Source organism: Methylotenera sp. (genome assembly GCF_036401095.1).
In the GTDB taxonomy this organism is placed as follows: Bacteria; Pseudomonadota; Gammaproteobacteria; order Burkholderiales; family Methylophilaceae; genus Methylotenera.
The window spans coordinates 18797-34405 of sequence record NZ_DASWWA010000015.1; the positions used below are offsets into that span (position 1 = coordinate 18797).

Consider the following 15609-nt stretch of genomic DNA (forward strand, 5'->3'; position numbering starts at 1 on the left):
TCATTATAATCAATTTTTAAGATGCTAAGTTAACAGCGTAGCATTGTTTATTAACGCTAAATGCGTAAGTAAACGAAAGGATTATTTTGTTGAATTTCGAAGAAATGCATACAAGATTACCGCTCCCCTATCGTTACCTGATTGCGATAGCGCTGTTCCTCATAGCCCTTTTTCTGTGCTTTATTATCGCCCCCGCACAAGAAAATCTGGCATACATCACCTTTTATTTACCAACACTTATCAGTTTCTACCTGCTTGGCACTGGCCCTGGCATTTTAGTTGCCATACTTTCCGCGATAGCCGGTGAGTACTATTTTGTGAAGCCATTTGGCATATTACTTAGTGCGCAAAAAAGCTATCTCCCTCTGATATTCTTCGCCCTGACATCCTGCCTCATTGGTTTAATCATTACTAGGCTTAGTCACTATAGCGATGAACTCAAACATGCTGAAGTACGAGAAAAATTTCGCAGCCATGTATTAGAACTGATAACCAAAGGTGCACCGCTAGCCAATATACTTAGAGCGATTATCTTGTGGGTGGAACAAGAAAATCCGGCGATACGCGGCAGCATTATGCTACTGGACTCTGAAGGCAAGCGACTGCTCGCCACGGCAGCACCCAATCTGCCTAGATTCTATGTAGTTGCCATCAACAACCTCAGCATCGGGGAGGGCGTTGGCTCCTGCGGCACAGCTGCATTTACAGGTAAACGAGTGATTGTTGAAGACATTCAAAACCACCCTTATTGGCACTATTTTAAAGAACTCGCTGGTCAGGCAAGGCTAGGGGCCTGCTGGTCGGAGCCAATACGCTCAACGCAAGGCAAGATACTGGGAACCGTTGCCATTTACCATCAGAATACATATCAGCCAACTGAGGCCAATATCATGCTGATTGAGCAAGCTGCTTATTTAGCAAGTATTGCCATTGAAAAAAATCATAGTGAACTTGCATTAAAGAAGAATGAAGAGCGTTGGAGATTTGCCTTAGAGGGCGCAGGAGATGGCGTTTGGGAATATGATTTTCAGACCGGAAAAACTGAAGCATCTCCTAGGCTCATGGAAATTTTGGGCTTAGATGCCAATTTGCCAGAAGATATCGAAAGGTTTCACCACTGGGCAGCACATACCCATCCTGACAGCATTACCAATACCATGATGGCAATAGAAGCCATGAAAGACAACAAAACTGATCGGTATCAGTTAGAACAGCAAAAACTATGTGGTGATGGGTCTTATAAGTGGCTACTAAACAGAGGGATGGTGATCAGCCGCAGCAGCGATGGAAAACCATTACGCATGATAGGCACCTCTACCGACATTACAGAACGTAAACAGCTTGAAGATGAGTTCAAGCGCCAAGCGCGCATTGATTTTCTCACCGGAGTCAGCAATCGCCGCTATTTTATGGAGCAGGCGGAGCAAGAAATACAGCGAACCAGCCGCTATGACACGCCACTCTCGTTCTTTATGCTAGATATTGACCTGTTTAAACAGGTCAATGACACATACGGCCACAAATCGGGCGATATTGTACTGAAAAGGATGGCAGCCGTGTGCCGTGAGACCTTACGTGAGATCGACATTATTGGCCGCGTGGGTGGTGAAGAATTTGCCATATTGTTGCCGGAAACAGATAAGGCGCAAGCGGCAGAAGTTGCCGAACGGCTACGTGCAGTACTTGCCAACGAGAAAGTGCCGCTGGAGGCTGGCGTTCCCATTCAGTTCACAGTTTCAATCGGCGTCGCCTCAAGAGTATCCAAGCAAGACAACATCGACATGCTGCTGAACCTAGCGGATGAAGCACTATATCAGGCTAAAAAATATGGGCGCAATCGGGTTTATATCGCCATGCAGTAAATGGCCTAGCTTAAAGCTGGCACCATTAAGCCAAGTTCTGAACCCAGCTAATTGCAGGGACGGGCTTACTATACAAATACCCTTGATGAATCACCTCTGCTCTGGCATTTAAAAAGTCTGCCTGCTCCTGCGTTTCCACGCCTTCTGCCACCACGTTTAATTGCATATGTTTGGCAATTGCCAATACTGATTCAACCAAAGCTGCATCATCAGGGTCATGCGGGGCATCCTGCACAAAGGTTTTATCTATCTTCAGCTCATGAATCGGCAGTCGCTTAAGATGGCTCAGTGAAGAATAACCCGTGCCAAAATCATCCAGAGAGAAGTGTATCCCCAGTAAAGTAAGCTCTGTCATTTTGGCAATCACTTCACTGATGTTATCGATCACCAAGCCTTCAGTCACCTCCAACGTCAAATGAGTGGGGTCGGCTCCGGTATCGGCTAAAATTGTTTTAATGCTAGAAACAAAGCTACGCTGACGGAAGTGACGCGGACTGATATTGACGGACACGCGAATCGGCAAACTGTAAACATCCTGCCTTGCCAGAATGCGACAAGTTTCCGTGAGCACCCAGACGTCCACATCTACAATTAAATCTGTTTCTTCAGCCACCGGAATAAATAAAGAAGGTGGCACCAAGCCGCGCTCAGGGTGCTGCCAGCGCACTAGAGACTCTGCGCCAACCATCACGCCGGCTGCATTCACTTGCGTCTGCAGATATAGCATTAACTCACCCGCTGGGATCGCCAAGCGTAGTTCACGTTCGATTTTGAAACGCTGCTCAGCCACGCTCGCCATCGACTGCTCGAACAAGATACTTTGGTTACCACCATTCTGCTTGGCACGATGCATGGCAGTATCAGCCCGACGGAACACGTCGCCAGCATCATCTTCAATATTAACGGGAAAGGTAGCAATACCAATACTGCCTGAAGCGATGACCTCATCATCTCCCAACTGAATTGGAAGCTTAAGCTGCACCCTAATTTTGTCCAGCAAGTGGTTAACAACAGAGTCAATATCTGTTGTACTACCTGCATTTCTCTGTACTAGCACCGCAAATTCGTCAGCAGACATTCTCGCCAGCATGCCATCGGCTTCTACCAGTAGTTTAAGCCTATCAGCGATAAAACATAGCAGTAGGTCACCCACCGCATGTCCTCGCGCCTCATTGAGCGTTTTAAAGCGATCGAGATTTAATAAAATGAGTGCACCTTTAGCGCCAGTGTTTTTGCACTCCAATAAAGCATGATTAAGGCGATCAATCTGCAGTGATCGATTTGGTAAACCAGTCAATGAGTCATAGTATGCCAGACGGTGCAGTTCAACACGGCCATGCTCTTTTTCTTCGTAATCTTGAAAAAGTAGGCAAATAAGCATGGTCGCCACCGGATAAAACAAAATTATGGTAGGGCCAAGCTGCTTATCAATCCAAATACCTATACCACCAGGTAAATATAAAAAGAGCAGTAGCATCACGAGGTGCACCAGCAGCCCAGCACCTAACAGTTGCAGTGCGTTTAAAGAGCCACCGACACTTTTACGATAATAATAAAATGCCACGCCGAATAAGGCAGCCATCGCGGTGACGATAACCCCAATATAAACACCGACCCCGCCAAGCCATATCCGGTATGCACCAATAATCGACGCACACAGCGCCGCCACAAAAGGGCCGCCAAACATGCCTGCAACAAACAAAATTATGGAACGGCCATCAAAAATGACACCATTACCGTACTGTACTGGCGTCATCATGCCAATCACACCAGCAATACCAAATAAAAACCCAAAAAATAGCGTTTGTGTTAACGGATTCTTTTTACTACGGGAGGAGGTGACTTGGTAGATCGTTGTGAGCGCAACTAACAAAGCCGTGTTGTGAATCAGCTCAATAAAAAACATGACGCTCCCTTAAAGTAGTCCTGACAAAATCAAGCCGAATATTAACTTATATAATCACTAATTAATAAGCAGAAAAAATAAAAACTAGGCTTTAACATGCTGCCAGCTTAGCCAACACGAAAAATGCAGCACTATATGCAACAAGTGCTAAATGGCGGCGCACACCCGATTACGCCCTGTCTGCTTTGCTTGATAAAGCGCTTTATCTGCGCGGCTAAGCAACATATCAATATTGTCATCAGGGGATACCACAGAAGACACACCGATTGAAACCGTATATTGCACAGGCAATCCATCCCTCATCGGAACTTTAGAATCAGCTACTGCCAGCCTTAAACGCTCAGCCACTTCAAGCGCCTCTGCGCGATTGGTTTCTGGCAGCAAAATAGCAAACTCCTCACCACCGACACGCCCAATAATATCAACTTCACGTAAAGTGTGGCGGCATACTTCCGCCAATTTTTTCAGCACTATGTCGCCAACTTTATGGCCATGACTATCATTAATTTTCTTAAAAAAATCGATATCCATCATAAAAATGGCCATTTCCTTTGCATAGCGCTGGCTTCGGCTTAACTCTTTCTCCGCCTGCTCCATAAAATGACCGCGATTATTTAGCCCCGTCAGGTAATCAATTTGCGCCTTCTGGCTAAGCTCTAGCTCCAACAATTTACGGTTATTAATATTGGCATGCACCCCTATCATGCGCACCGGCTGTAGCTGTTCATTAAACTCAGCCACCTTGAACACACTACTCATCCAAACCCAATCTCCATTCTTTGCACGACGTCTATAATCTACAGAGGCCGAGTCTCCCCCTGCCATGCACGTATTTAAAATAGACATCACCTTAGCACTATCTTCGGGATGCAATGCTGCCTGCCACTCCTGCAAGCTATGATCTAGCTCACCTTCTGCATAACCTAGCACTTGGGAGTACTCATCACTTGTTGTCATCTCACCTGTCTGAATTTCTAAATCAAACCAAGCCTGACTAGCGGCCAGTAACGCAAGGCGCATTCTATCTTCACTTTTACGCAGCTGCGCCTCGGCTTGCTTTAACTCGGTAATATCTCTGGCGATGCCAAACAAACCAACAATATTGCCGTCCTTATCTTTTATGGCGTACTTTCGGTTATCCACCCAGCTATGCTTGCCATGGTTATCTAACAGCGGCTGCACCTCTTGTGCCATAGGTAAAAAACCATTAAAAATCTTTTTCTCCAGGGTGTAATAAATATCGGCATACTCTCTAGATAAAACATCATAGTCGGTCTTACCAATCAAATCTGACCAATGCGTAATGCCATGTGTAACATTCACAATCGTTTGGCTAGCACTGGTAAAGCGATGGTTGATATCCTTAAAATAGATATAGTCATCCGTATTTTCCAGCATCGCAACGAAACTGTTATACATCATGCCTTGCGCAACATCGAGATTAACCTCAGGCTGAGCAAGTGTGAGCGTGATAAGCGTTTTTAAATGATCCACATCTAGATGTTTTTGATAGGAAGCCCTCAGTATCTTAGCCTGCCCCTTTTTATCAACAATCCGAAACGTCAGGCTAACTGGCTCAATCTGAGATGTGTGTGAGAAAATGACATCATAGATATCTAGGTCATCTGGATGAAATAAACTTTTGAGTGCGGGACTGGATGCTGATAACTGCGCAGAGCTCCATCCGGTTAGAGGTTTGGCATTCCCCTCTATATGCTCGCAAACGAGCGCATCCAGCGCCAAAACAAACATGAATTTAATAGCGGGTGTATTTTCTTGTTGTTTGCTAGCCATCATGTTGACTTTCAATCAATTTAACAAGCTACCATTACTTATATCCACTGTGCTACCAGCACTAGAGCTTGTCAAGAAATATACATATCCACTAGCCACTTTTGCAACGCCAACTAGCTAGCTAAAATCAAACAGCCTAATCTGAATCGACTAGGCTGTTTGATTATGTATCACATACGTATTTGACATCTATTACATGGGCAGATTATCCGTCACATCACCCTAAAACCTGCCTGTGTTGATTGGCATCTAAAAATGTCCAAGCCACAATGCGACTTTGCTTTTGACCTTGCGTCATTTCTATCGTTTTCACCTCACGTGCCGGCACGTTTTTGAGTGCACGGTAAACACTAGGCAAGTTAGCGGCTTTTGATATGAGCGTGGTAAACCATAAACACTGGGCTGCATACTGCTTGCTTTCCTTAACCATGGCCACTACAAACGTCTCTTCACCGCCTTCACAATACAACTCCGCACCTTGGCCTCCAAAATTTAATACAGCAGGCTTGTCACCCTCGCCAAGCTTCGTCACATGCTTGCCTAGCCCTCGCCACTTGCGCTGTGTACCGGATTGTGCCTCAGCTAATGAGCCATGAAACGGCGGATTACACATCGTCAATGTAAATGACTCGCCCGGCTGAATCATGCCCTTAAAAATAGAGGAGGGTGCAGCCTGTAAACGCAGCTCAATTACATCGGCTAGTGCATTCGCATCCACAATCTGCTGCGCATTCCGCAGTGCCTTAGCGTCGATATCCGCACCCACAAACTGCCAGCCATATTCACGCGTGCCAATCAGCGGGTAAATCATATTCGCCCCTACGCCTATATCCAGCACGCGCACAGATGGCCCACGCGGCACCATACCATGCACCTCACTCAGTAAATCAGCAAGGTAATGCAAGTAGTCCGCACGCCCAGGGATGGGTGGGCATAAATAATGTTTAGGAATATCCCAAACATCCACCGCATAAAACTGTTTAAGCAAGGCCTGGTTAAGCGCCTTAACACTTTGCGCATCTGCAAAATCAATAGATGCATCACCGTACGCATTTAATTGCACATACGGAGCTAGCGCGGCGCTAGTTTGAATCAGCGCATCGAAGTCATAGCGCTCGCGATGTCGATTACGCGGATGCAACGCAGATTTGGTATTTTCAGGTTTCAAAATATCTTGATAGGCAGATTAAAAAGACAGCATCCAAAGATGCTTGCAGATGGATTAAATAATAGCGCTAATCGGAGGTGATAGTACAAAAGAAAAAAGGCTTAATCATTTCTGATTAAGCCTTATATATCTTGGTAGGGTGTGCGGGGATCGAACCCACGACAAACGGATTAAAAGTCCGCTGCTCTACCAGCTGAGCTAACACCCCATTCATTTCGTAACTAACCGCGTTACTTACGAAAGGTCGCCATTATATAGAAACTATCAGGTTGGTCAATGAGAAATTCACAAATAACTTAATTATTTTGTAAAAAAGTTTTCTATTTTTCGTAAGAGATTGTTTTAACAAGACTTACTAAAATACACTGATTCACCCTAACTAGCGCATTAACGCATTCCAGGTAGTTTACCGCCCATCAAGCCACCCATACTGCGCATCATTTTTGCCATGCCGCCTTTACTAAACATCTTCATCATCTTCTGCGTTTCTTCAAATTGCTTCAACAAACGGTTCACTTCCTGCACTTGCACGCCAGAACCATCCGCAATACGTTTTTTACGTGTCGCTTTAATCAGCTCAGGTTTACGGCGCTCCAACGGTGTCATGCTATTAATAATGCCTTCAATACGGCGAATGCTCTTGTCTGCATCGTCAGGATTCACTTTAGCCGCCATACCTGCCAGCTGTGACGGCATTTTATCCATCAGCGCACCCATACCCCCCATTTTGCGCATTTGCGACATTTGCGCCTTAAAGTCGTCTAAATCAAAGTTCTTACCTGATTTAACTTTATCGGCAAGCTTTTGCGCCTCTGCCATATCTACATTTTTATGCGCTTGCTCAATCAAGCCAAGTACATCACCCATACCGAGGATACGTGATGCCATACGGTCTGGATAGAATGGCTCCAAGCCATCCACCTTTTCACTGACACCAATGTACTTGATTGGTTTACCTGTCACATGGCGCACTGACAATGCAGCACCGCCGCGCGAGTCACCATCCAGCTTGGTTAAAATAACACCAGTTAACGGTAAAGTATCGCCGAAAGCCTTCGCTGTATTAATCGCATCCTGACCCTGCATCGCATCAACCACAAACAAGGTCTCAATCGGGTTCAAGAAGGTATGCAATGCTTTGATTTCCGCCATCATCGCTTCATCAATACCTAAGCGACCTGCCGTATCGAAAATCACCACATCGTAGTAACCACGTTTGGCAAAATCTAAAGTTGCAGTGGCAATATCAAGCGGCGCCTGAGTGGCATTGCTGTCAAAGCACTCAATCTCCAACTGTTTTGCCAGTGTTTTAAGCTGCTCAATCGCGGCTGGACGGTAAACATCGGCACTCGCCAGCAACACTTTCTTTTTTTGCTCTTTTAATAGTTTTGCTAACTTTGCAGAAGTGGTGGTTTTACCTGAACCCTGTAAACCAGCCATCAAAATAATTGCCGGAGGCACTGCTGCCAGATTTAAGCCCTCATTAGCCTTACCCATGAGTGAGGTCAGCTCATCATTTACCACCTCAATCACTGCCTGACCTGGGGTTAGGCTCTGCAACACCTCTTTACCTTGCGCGCGCAGCTTCACCGCAGCAATAAAATCTTTCACTACCGGCAAGGCAACGTCAGCCTCTAGCAAGGCCATACGCACTTCACGCATCGCATCGGCGATATTTTCTTCAGTTAAGCGTGCTTGCCCACGTAGATTTTTAATGACGCCCTGCAAGCGCTCGGTCAAATTTTCTAGCATCTTTATACTCGTACAAATAATATTAGGCCTAATTTTACATCAAGCGCCAGACCTGTCCTATTAATACATTTGTTTAATCAATCCAATATATTAAGTAAGTTTAAACTTCACTATTGGCAGCCCGATTGCAATAGTGCCCACTGGCGTAGTGAGCGATGTGATAAATCTTATATTTATTAATCTCAGCTATTATATTTACGCGCTAATTGCGCCATAATTGCACTATGCAAAAATTGATTCCTTATTTTATTGTTGCGTTCATTTATATGGCAGTGGCTATTGACTTCTGGCGCGATGCAAAAGCACCAAGCCATGCCAATATAAAACCAGATGCATTAAAACTGCACTCAGCCATGATTGCTTTGGGCTTGCTGATTCATGGTTGGCTATTACACCAAAGCATTTTCGCTATCGGTTTTAATTTGGGCTTTTATCAGTCGATTTCGGCAATACTTTGGTTAACAGTGTTGGTGTATTGGGTAACAGACCGCAATCATCAGCTGTACAGCTTACAGGCGTTTGTATTGCCACCTGCTGCCATCTTCTCACTACTGCCAGCCTTCTTTACCGAAACACATTTCTTGCCTGAGTCTGGTAATCCGCTGTTTATTGCGCATATCTGGGTAGCCATGATCGCTTACAGCCTATTTACGTTTGCCGCATTACATGCCTTGCTGATGACCATTGCAGAACGCAACCTGCACCATAAAACCACGTTGATTAAACTGCCTAGCTTCCCGCCATTAATGGTGATGGAAAGCCTGCTATTTAAAATGATAGGGTTTGGATTTATTTTACTCACCGCCACGTTAGTAAGCGGCATGTGGTTCTCTGAGGCTTTGTTCCATAAGCCTGTGCAATTCAATCATAAAACCATCTTTTCGATTGCTAGCTGGTTTATTTATGCAGCACTATTGTTTGGCAGATACCAATATGGCTGGCGCGGATTAAAAGCTATCCGCTGGACCCTAACCGGGTTTGTCCTGCTAGTGCTGGCTTATATTGGCAGCAAGTTTGTGTCGCAGATATTATTAGGGCACTAACACTTAGACAGGTAAAAACGTTAAAAGCAGCCCGAGGCTGTTTTTTAATTTATACGTAGCGAAAAATCGACCTGCGCTGTGTCTAGGCGCCGACCTCACTCAGCTATGAGCGCAAACTAATACGCGGCCACTGATGTTGCTCTGCATAACTAGTAAGCGTAGGATCTGCATCAACCGCAACAGGGTTAGTCACTAACTTCATTAGCGGTAAATCATTGTGTGAATCACTATAAAAATAGCTTTTCGCAAAGTCACCCAATTGCTGACCACGCGCATTTAACCATGCGTTAATACGCGTTACCTTACCTTCTTGAAAGCTCGGCACACCTTGCACGCCACCGGTGTATCTGCCGTCTACCATTTCTGGGTCGGTACCAATCAAATGCTCAATTCCATATGCGCTAGCAATCGGTTTAGTCACAAAGCTATTAGTCGCTGTAATCACCACGCACAAGTCACCAGCCGCTTTATGCTGATCCACTAGCTCCTGTGCTTTCACGGTCATCATCGGGCGAATCACTTGCTCCATATATTTCAAATGTAGCGTATCTAAAAACTCTTTAGAGTGTTCACTTAACGGCTTTAGCTGAAACTCAAGGAATTTATAAATATCCAGATTACCGTTTTTATAATCTTGGTAAAACTGGTCATTGCGCTCTTGGTGCGTCTTGCCATCCAGCAAGCCCTGACCAATCAAAAACATGCCCCAGTTGTAATCGCTATCACCAGCCAGCAAAGTATTATCTAAATCAAACAACGCTAAATTCTGCGTTGGAGTTACGTCTTGTTTCATATTAAATATCTTTATCGTTCGTTACAGAAAGTACTAAAAACACACCTACCAGAATCACACCTAACGCCGCCAATTCAACCATGGTCACATGCTCGCCTGCCCACCAGATTCCTACCGCAAATGCCACGATGGGGTTTACAAAAGTATTACTGCTGGCTACTAAAGGCCGCACTGTCTTAAGCAAGTACTGGTATGCACTGTATGCAATTAACGACCCCAGCACAATCAAAAACAACAGCGCACCCCATGACTTAGGTGACACTTGCTGCGGCCATGACTCACCGGCGTAAGCACTTGCTAACAACAGCGCAAGCCCTCCCACAAGCATCTGGCACGCAGCGCCCATCAAGCCTGCAGGCATCGCTAAATGCTTACCCCACACCGAGCCAAACGACCAGCTCGCTGCAGCGAAGATCAGTAAGAAAGCGCTAGTAAAATCGCCTTCAAAACTGCCACCTAAATTGAGCAATACAATACCAGCTAGACCGATGGCAATGCCCAGCCACTCTTTTAGCGTAATTTTATGCCCCCAAATTGAGGAAAAAATCGCCATCCAAATCGGCGCAGTGGCAATTGATAACGCCGCAACGCTGGATGAAATTGTCTGCTGCACATAACACACGGTGCCATTACCCAATGCAGGTAGCAACAAGCCAACCACGCCAGCGCCAATCCATTCACGGCCAGTAGGCATGGCAGAACCTAGGTAACGCATCACCACAAACAAAATCGCCCCGGCGATGGTGAAGCGTATGCCTCCCATTAAAAATGGCGGAAAGCTTTCTATACCAAAACGGATGGCTAAATAGGTTGAGCCCCAAATAAAGTAGGTGCAGAACAATGCCAACACAATCAAAAGCGATTGCCGACTCATACGTAGACGCATATTGTTACCCTGCTAGAACTTAGCAAGTTTCCAAAAAAAGTTGTTCTGCCCGAGCAGCAGCTTAGAAAGCTCATCCAAAAACGTTGCGTCCACCTGATCAAACGGCATCTCTAGCTCCATCTCACCAAGCTTTGCAATATTCTTTAGTGAAAAGTGCAACACCTCAGAATCAGATAATGCCGTGACCAAAATTGAGCCTTTGACTTGCCAAGGAATAGTAAAAGACACCGCAGCCACCCGTGCATGCTCATTTTTCACATCTTCAGCGGTATGTACAATGCCATAACGCCACAACACATCCTTAATGCGCTGTGCAATGCCTAATTCCCGCTCAAACTTAAACACCTGTGGTGCTTTGTAAAAGTAGAATAATGAAACATGGCTAATCTCATCCGAGAAAGCCTCATTGCTCAAGAGTTTATATCGATACTCAGCAAAAGGCTCGGTCACCCTTAACTCAGACAAATCACCGATACTGGGCAATGAAATTACATGGGAAAACTCAGGCTCAATCACTCGGATTAGCTCTGAGAATTCACGCCAATAATTAAACACCTCTTTAAGCTTTGTATTACGCAAAGCGAGCGAATCAGCACTTAGCTTGCTTTGATTGCTTTTCTCCTCAAGCGTTTGCTGCGCCTGAAGCTTCATCTGCCCTAACAAACTCATGGATTCGCCCGACTTAGTATCAACAACACGTCTGCATTCAAAAACTATACTTGAGGATGCGCACGCTCTAGTTTGCTATGTAACTTATTCAAACCATTTAAATAAGCTTTTGCAGAAGCTACAACGATATCAGTATCTGCACCTTGGCCATTCACAATACGTCCGCCCTTAGAAAGGCGCACAGTAACTTCCCCTTGCGCATCTGTACCACTGGTGATGTTATTTACTGAGTAAAGCAACAACTCTGCACCACTGTTTACAATACGCTCAATCGCTTTAAAGGATGCATCAACAGGACCACCGCCATCAGCTTCCGCTTTTTTCTCGCTACCGTTATCGCTCACTGTAATCAAAGCATGCGGTACTTCACCGGTTTGTGATGCTACTTGCAAATACACCAATTTATAGTTCTCGCTGGCTTCAGACACAAACTCATCGCTTACCAAAGCATGTAAGTCTTCATCAAAAATTTCAGACTTTTTGTCTGCTAAATCTTTAAAGCGCGCAAACGCTGCATTTAACAAATCTTCAGTTTCAAGTTCAATGCCCAATTCCTTCAAGCGGGTTCTAAATGCATTGCGGCCTGACAACTTACCCAAAGTTAATTTATTTGCGTTCCAACCCACATCTTCAGCACGCATAATTTCATAAGTCTCACGATGCTTCAACACGCCATCTTGGTGAATGCCAGACTCATGCGCAAACGCATTTGCACCTACAATCGCCTTGTTAGGCTGTACCGGATAACCGGTGATAGAAGACACCAACTTGCTGGTTGGTACGATTTGGGTCGCATCTATCGTGGTGGTTAAGTTAAAAATATCACTGCGTGTTTTCACCGCCATGACTACCTCCTCCAAACTAGCATTACCTGCACGCTCACCTAAACCGTTAATCGTACATTCAACCTGACGCGCACCGCCCATTACCGCAGCCAATGAGTTTGCCACTGCCATGCCAAGGTCATTATGGCAATGCGTAGACCATACTACCTTATTGCTGTTAGGCACACGTGCAATCAATTCACGCATACGCTCGCCCCATGCCGCAGGGATAGAATAACCTACGGTATCTGGCACGTTAATGGTTTTAGCACCGGCTTGAATCACCGCATCGAATACGCGAATCAAGAAATCCATATCTGAGCGCACCGCATCTTCAGCAGAGAACTCAACATCATCTGTATATTCCAACGCCCATTTCACCGCTTGTACCGCGCGCTCAACCACTTGATCTTCTGTCATACGGAGTTTATTTTCCATATGGATTTTGCTGGTGGCAATAAATGTATGAATTCGCCCTTTTGCCGCAGGTTTAATTGCCTCACCAGCACGACGTACATCGTTCTCGCTGGCACGCGCCAATGAGCAGACGGTTGAGTTTTTAATAATTTTTGCAATTTCGTGGATCGCATCAAAATCGCCAGGGCTCGCCGCCGCAAAGCCAGCCTCAATCACGTTAACGCCTAACTTCTCAAGCTGGCGTGCAATACGAATTTTCTCTTCTTTGGTCATTGCGGCACCTGGGCTCTGCTCGCCATCACGCAATGTCGTATCAAAAATAATAATTTGGTCTTGTGTCATGATAATTACCTTAAGTTTTTATTTTGTTTGAGCCGGTCACGACAAGGCAACAGGCTGCTAGCTGGCATCTCATGCAAACAATGGATGCGCGTAGTAATACTTGAATTGGGGGTATGTTTAGTCTGCGCACTAGCGCAGAAAGCTAAGAAGGCGTAAAGCAGATAATTTGCGTAGCAAATCGGCACTGGCATGTTGATGCAGCGCATACTGAGTAAATGTAATATTGAAATTGAACATAGTTCTAGCAATATAATGTTTTTTAAGTGGTTTCGCAAGTGCTTAAGTATTTGAATTTATTTATCATGATGATCAATAAATCTTAACTAACTTTGTTTATTTCTTAAGGTATATTTCTTAAGCACTTGAACTTGGGTTTAAACTATCTGGCAGTAAATTTCCCACGCAGCCACATCGCATAGCCTGAAAGTGCGTAGATTGTCATAATCAAAAACAATACTTCTGGCGGACTGTATGAAATCAATACAAAGCCCAACATAATGCCGAGGATGACAAAAAATGGCACGCTCGCTTTTAAGTTAATGTCTTTACCGCTGTAATAACGTAGATCACTCACCATAGAGGCACCCGCAAATACTGTAATGCACCATGCCATCCATTTCATTTGCAACACGCCAAAAAATACGTCGCGGCCATTCACACCATACTCATAAGACACCCAAACAAAGCCAGCCAGCAAAGCGGCAGCGGCCGGGCTAGGCAGACCTTGGAAATAACGTTTATCTTGATTCACGTCATCCAGCTTGGTGTTAAATCTAGCCAAGCGCAGCGCAGCACAAGCACAATAAATAAATGCTGCAATCCAACCCAGCTTACCTAAAGGTTTAAGCGCCCAAACATACAAGATAAGCGCTGGTGCAACACCGAATGACACCATATCAGACAAGCTATCGTACTCCGCACCAAAAGCACTTTGTGTATTCGTCATACGCGCAACCCTGCCATCCAGGCCATCCATCACCATGGCGATAAAAATCGCAACTGCAGCCTGCTCAAAGTTGCTATTCATGGCCTGTACAATTGCGTAAAAACCAGCAAACAAAGCGGCAGAAGTAAATAAATTAGGCAATAAATAAATACCGCGCTCACGTAAAGACGGTGAGTCAGAGTTACGACGAAATGTTTTTTGTTTAGGTTCAATCATGTTTTACATCATACCTTTATATATGATCATATTTAAATTTTGATTAGTATAACAAAGCCTGTTGCGATACTCGAAATCAAATTTAAACACTGTTCACTTTAAACTTTTATAAAACACTGACCTTTAATCTTAATACGGATAGCAACCCACCCTACAAAACAAAGCCGGCAAATAGCCGGCCTTGTTTTAGCTACCATAGCTTATTTTATTTAGCTGGTTCTGCTACAAAAATTTCCACACGGCGATTTTTTGCCCGGTTTGCCGCAGTATCATTGGCAACTAAAGGCTCACGAGAGCCTCTGCCCTCAATTGCAATACGGCTCGATGCCACGCCACGCGCTGCAACATAATCACGCACACTCGCAGCACGGTTTAACGATAACGGGTTATTAACAGCGTCGCTACCTGTGCTGTCTGTATGACCAATCACGGTCACGTTACTTGCTGGATTATCCATCAAACTGGTAGCAAAAGTATCCAGCACAGTTCTAAAATTTGATTTGATATCGGCACGACCCACATCAAAGGAAATATCACTAGGAATGTCTAGCTTCAAGCGATTATCCGCGGTCTGCGTCACGCCCACGCCAGTGCCAGCGGTCGCTTCTTCCATTTTCTTTTTTTGCTCTTCTTGGCGCTTAGTCCAAACGTTGCCAGCAACTGCACCTGCAGCAGCACCGACTGCTGCGCCAATCGCAGCACCTTTACCTTTACCGGCAATCGCACCTACAACAGCACCGGCACCGGCACCTATCGCAGCGCCTTTGGCCGTCCCTTTTTGGGTTTCTGTCATATTGGCACAACCACCAAGCACCAAAGCTAATATTACCGAGCTTACTACCATTGTATTTTTCATAATACCCTCCAGATATTTATATTAATGCTAACCGTTGGATTGCAGCCAGCCAAAATAGTTTTAATAAGGTTCAACATTCAGCATATTAAGCCCACTAAGTTACAGCATGTCAGCATTAGCTGACTCCTACAAACA

General features: G+C 45.0%; 12 protein-coding genes and 1 tRNA gene. 2 read left to right on the top strand and 11 right to left on the bottom strand.

The genetic code is table 11. The features are described from left to right. Nucleotides 1-89 precede the first annotated feature (89 nt). Nucleotides 90-1862, top strand: a complete 1773-nt coding sequence (locus tag VGD82_RS08680) for a diguanylate cyclase (protein WP_331020022.1) — start codon at nt 90-92, stop codon at nt 1860-1862. A 25-nt stretch (nt 1863-1887) separates the two neighbouring features. On the opposite strand, the gene VGD82_RS08685 is transcribed toward VGD82_RS08680, so the two are convergent. The 5 genes from VGD82_RS08685 to ffh form a co-directional block, all read right to left on the bottom strand. Further along, nucleotides 1888-3768: an EAL domain-containing protein gene (locus VGD82_RS08685; protein ID WP_331020023.1), complete on the bottom strand. Its 1881-nt coding sequence runs from the start codon at nt 3766-3768 to the stop codon at nt 1888-1890. Nucleotides 3769-3915: 147 nt separating this feature from the next. Then, complete coding sequence (locus VGD82_RS08690) at nt 3916-5565, bottom strand: diguanylate cyclase (protein WP_331020024.1); 1650 nt, start codon at nt 5563-5565, stop codon at nt 3916-3918. A 214-nt stretch (nt 5566-5779) separates the two neighbouring features. Further along, nucleotides 5780-6730 (bottom strand): 23S rRNA (adenine(1618)-N(6))-methyltransferase RlmF, encoded by a 951-nt coding sequence (gene rlmF, locus VGD82_RS08695; protein WP_331020025.1) that lies wholly within the window; start codon nt 6728-6730, stop codon nt 5780-5782. Nucleotides 6731-6862: 132 nt separating this feature from the next. Beyond that, a tRNA-Lys gene (locus VGD82_RS08700) sits at nt 6863-6938 on the bottom strand. A 179-nt stretch (nt 6939-7117) separates the two neighbouring features. Next, nucleotides 7118-8482, bottom strand: a complete 1365-nt coding sequence (gene ffh / locus VGD82_RS08705) for a signal recognition particle protein (protein WP_331020026.1) — start codon at nt 8480-8482, stop codon at nt 7118-7120. A 224-nt stretch (nt 8483-8706) separates the two neighbouring features. Here ffh and VGD82_RS08710 point away from each other — a divergent pair, with 224 nt between their 5' ends. Continuing rightward, nucleotides 8707-9525 (top strand): cytochrome C assembly family protein, encoded by an 819-nt coding sequence (locus VGD82_RS08710; protein WP_331020027.1) that lies wholly within the window; start codon nt 8707-8709, stop codon nt 9523-9525. Between the two features lie 103 nt (nt 9526-9628). On the opposite strand, the gene VGD82_RS08715 is transcribed toward VGD82_RS08710, so the two are convergent. The 6 genes from VGD82_RS08715 to VGD82_RS08740 all read right to left on the bottom strand — a co-directional run bounded on the left by VGD82_RS08715 (nt 9629) and on the right by VGD82_RS08740 (nt 15474). Beyond that, nucleotides 9629-10318, bottom strand: a complete 690-nt coding sequence (locus tag VGD82_RS08715; protein WP_331020028.1) for an HAD family hydrolase — start codon at nt 10316-10318, stop codon at nt 9629-9631. 1 nt (nt 10319) lies between these two features. Then, nucleotides 10320-11204 carry a drug/metabolite exporter YedA gene (gene yedA, locus VGD82_RS08720; RefSeq protein WP_331020029.1) on the bottom strand — a complete coding sequence of 295 codons (885 nt, stop codon included), beginning with the start codon at nt 11202-11204 and terminating at the stop codon, nt 10320-10322. A gap of 12 nt (nt 11205-11216) precedes the next feature. Next, nucleotides 11217-11873: a hypothetical protein gene (locus VGD82_RS08725; protein ID WP_331020030.1), complete on the bottom strand. Its 657-nt coding sequence runs from the start codon at nt 11871-11873 to the stop codon at nt 11217-11219. Nucleotides 11874-11917: 44 nt separating this feature from the next. After that, on the bottom strand, nt 11918-13456 hold the full coding sequence (locus tag VGD82_RS08730; protein WP_331020031.1) for a 2-isopropylmalate synthase: 1539 nt from the start codon (nt 13454-13456) through the stop codon (nt 11918-11920). Between the two features lie 379 nt (nt 13457-13835). Next, on the bottom strand, nt 13836-14618 hold the full coding sequence (gene pssA / locus VGD82_RS08735; RefSeq protein ID WP_331020032.1) for a CDP-diacylglycerol--serine O-phosphatidyltransferase: 783 nt from the start codon (nt 14616-14618) through the stop codon (nt 13836-13838). Nucleotides 14619-14823: 205 nt separating this feature from the next. After that, complete coding sequence (locus tag VGD82_RS08740; RefSeq protein WP_331020033.1) at nt 14824-15474, bottom strand: OmpA family protein; 651 nt, start codon at nt 15472-15474, stop codon at nt 14824-14826. Between the last annotated feature and the right edge of the window lie 135 nt (nt 15475-15609).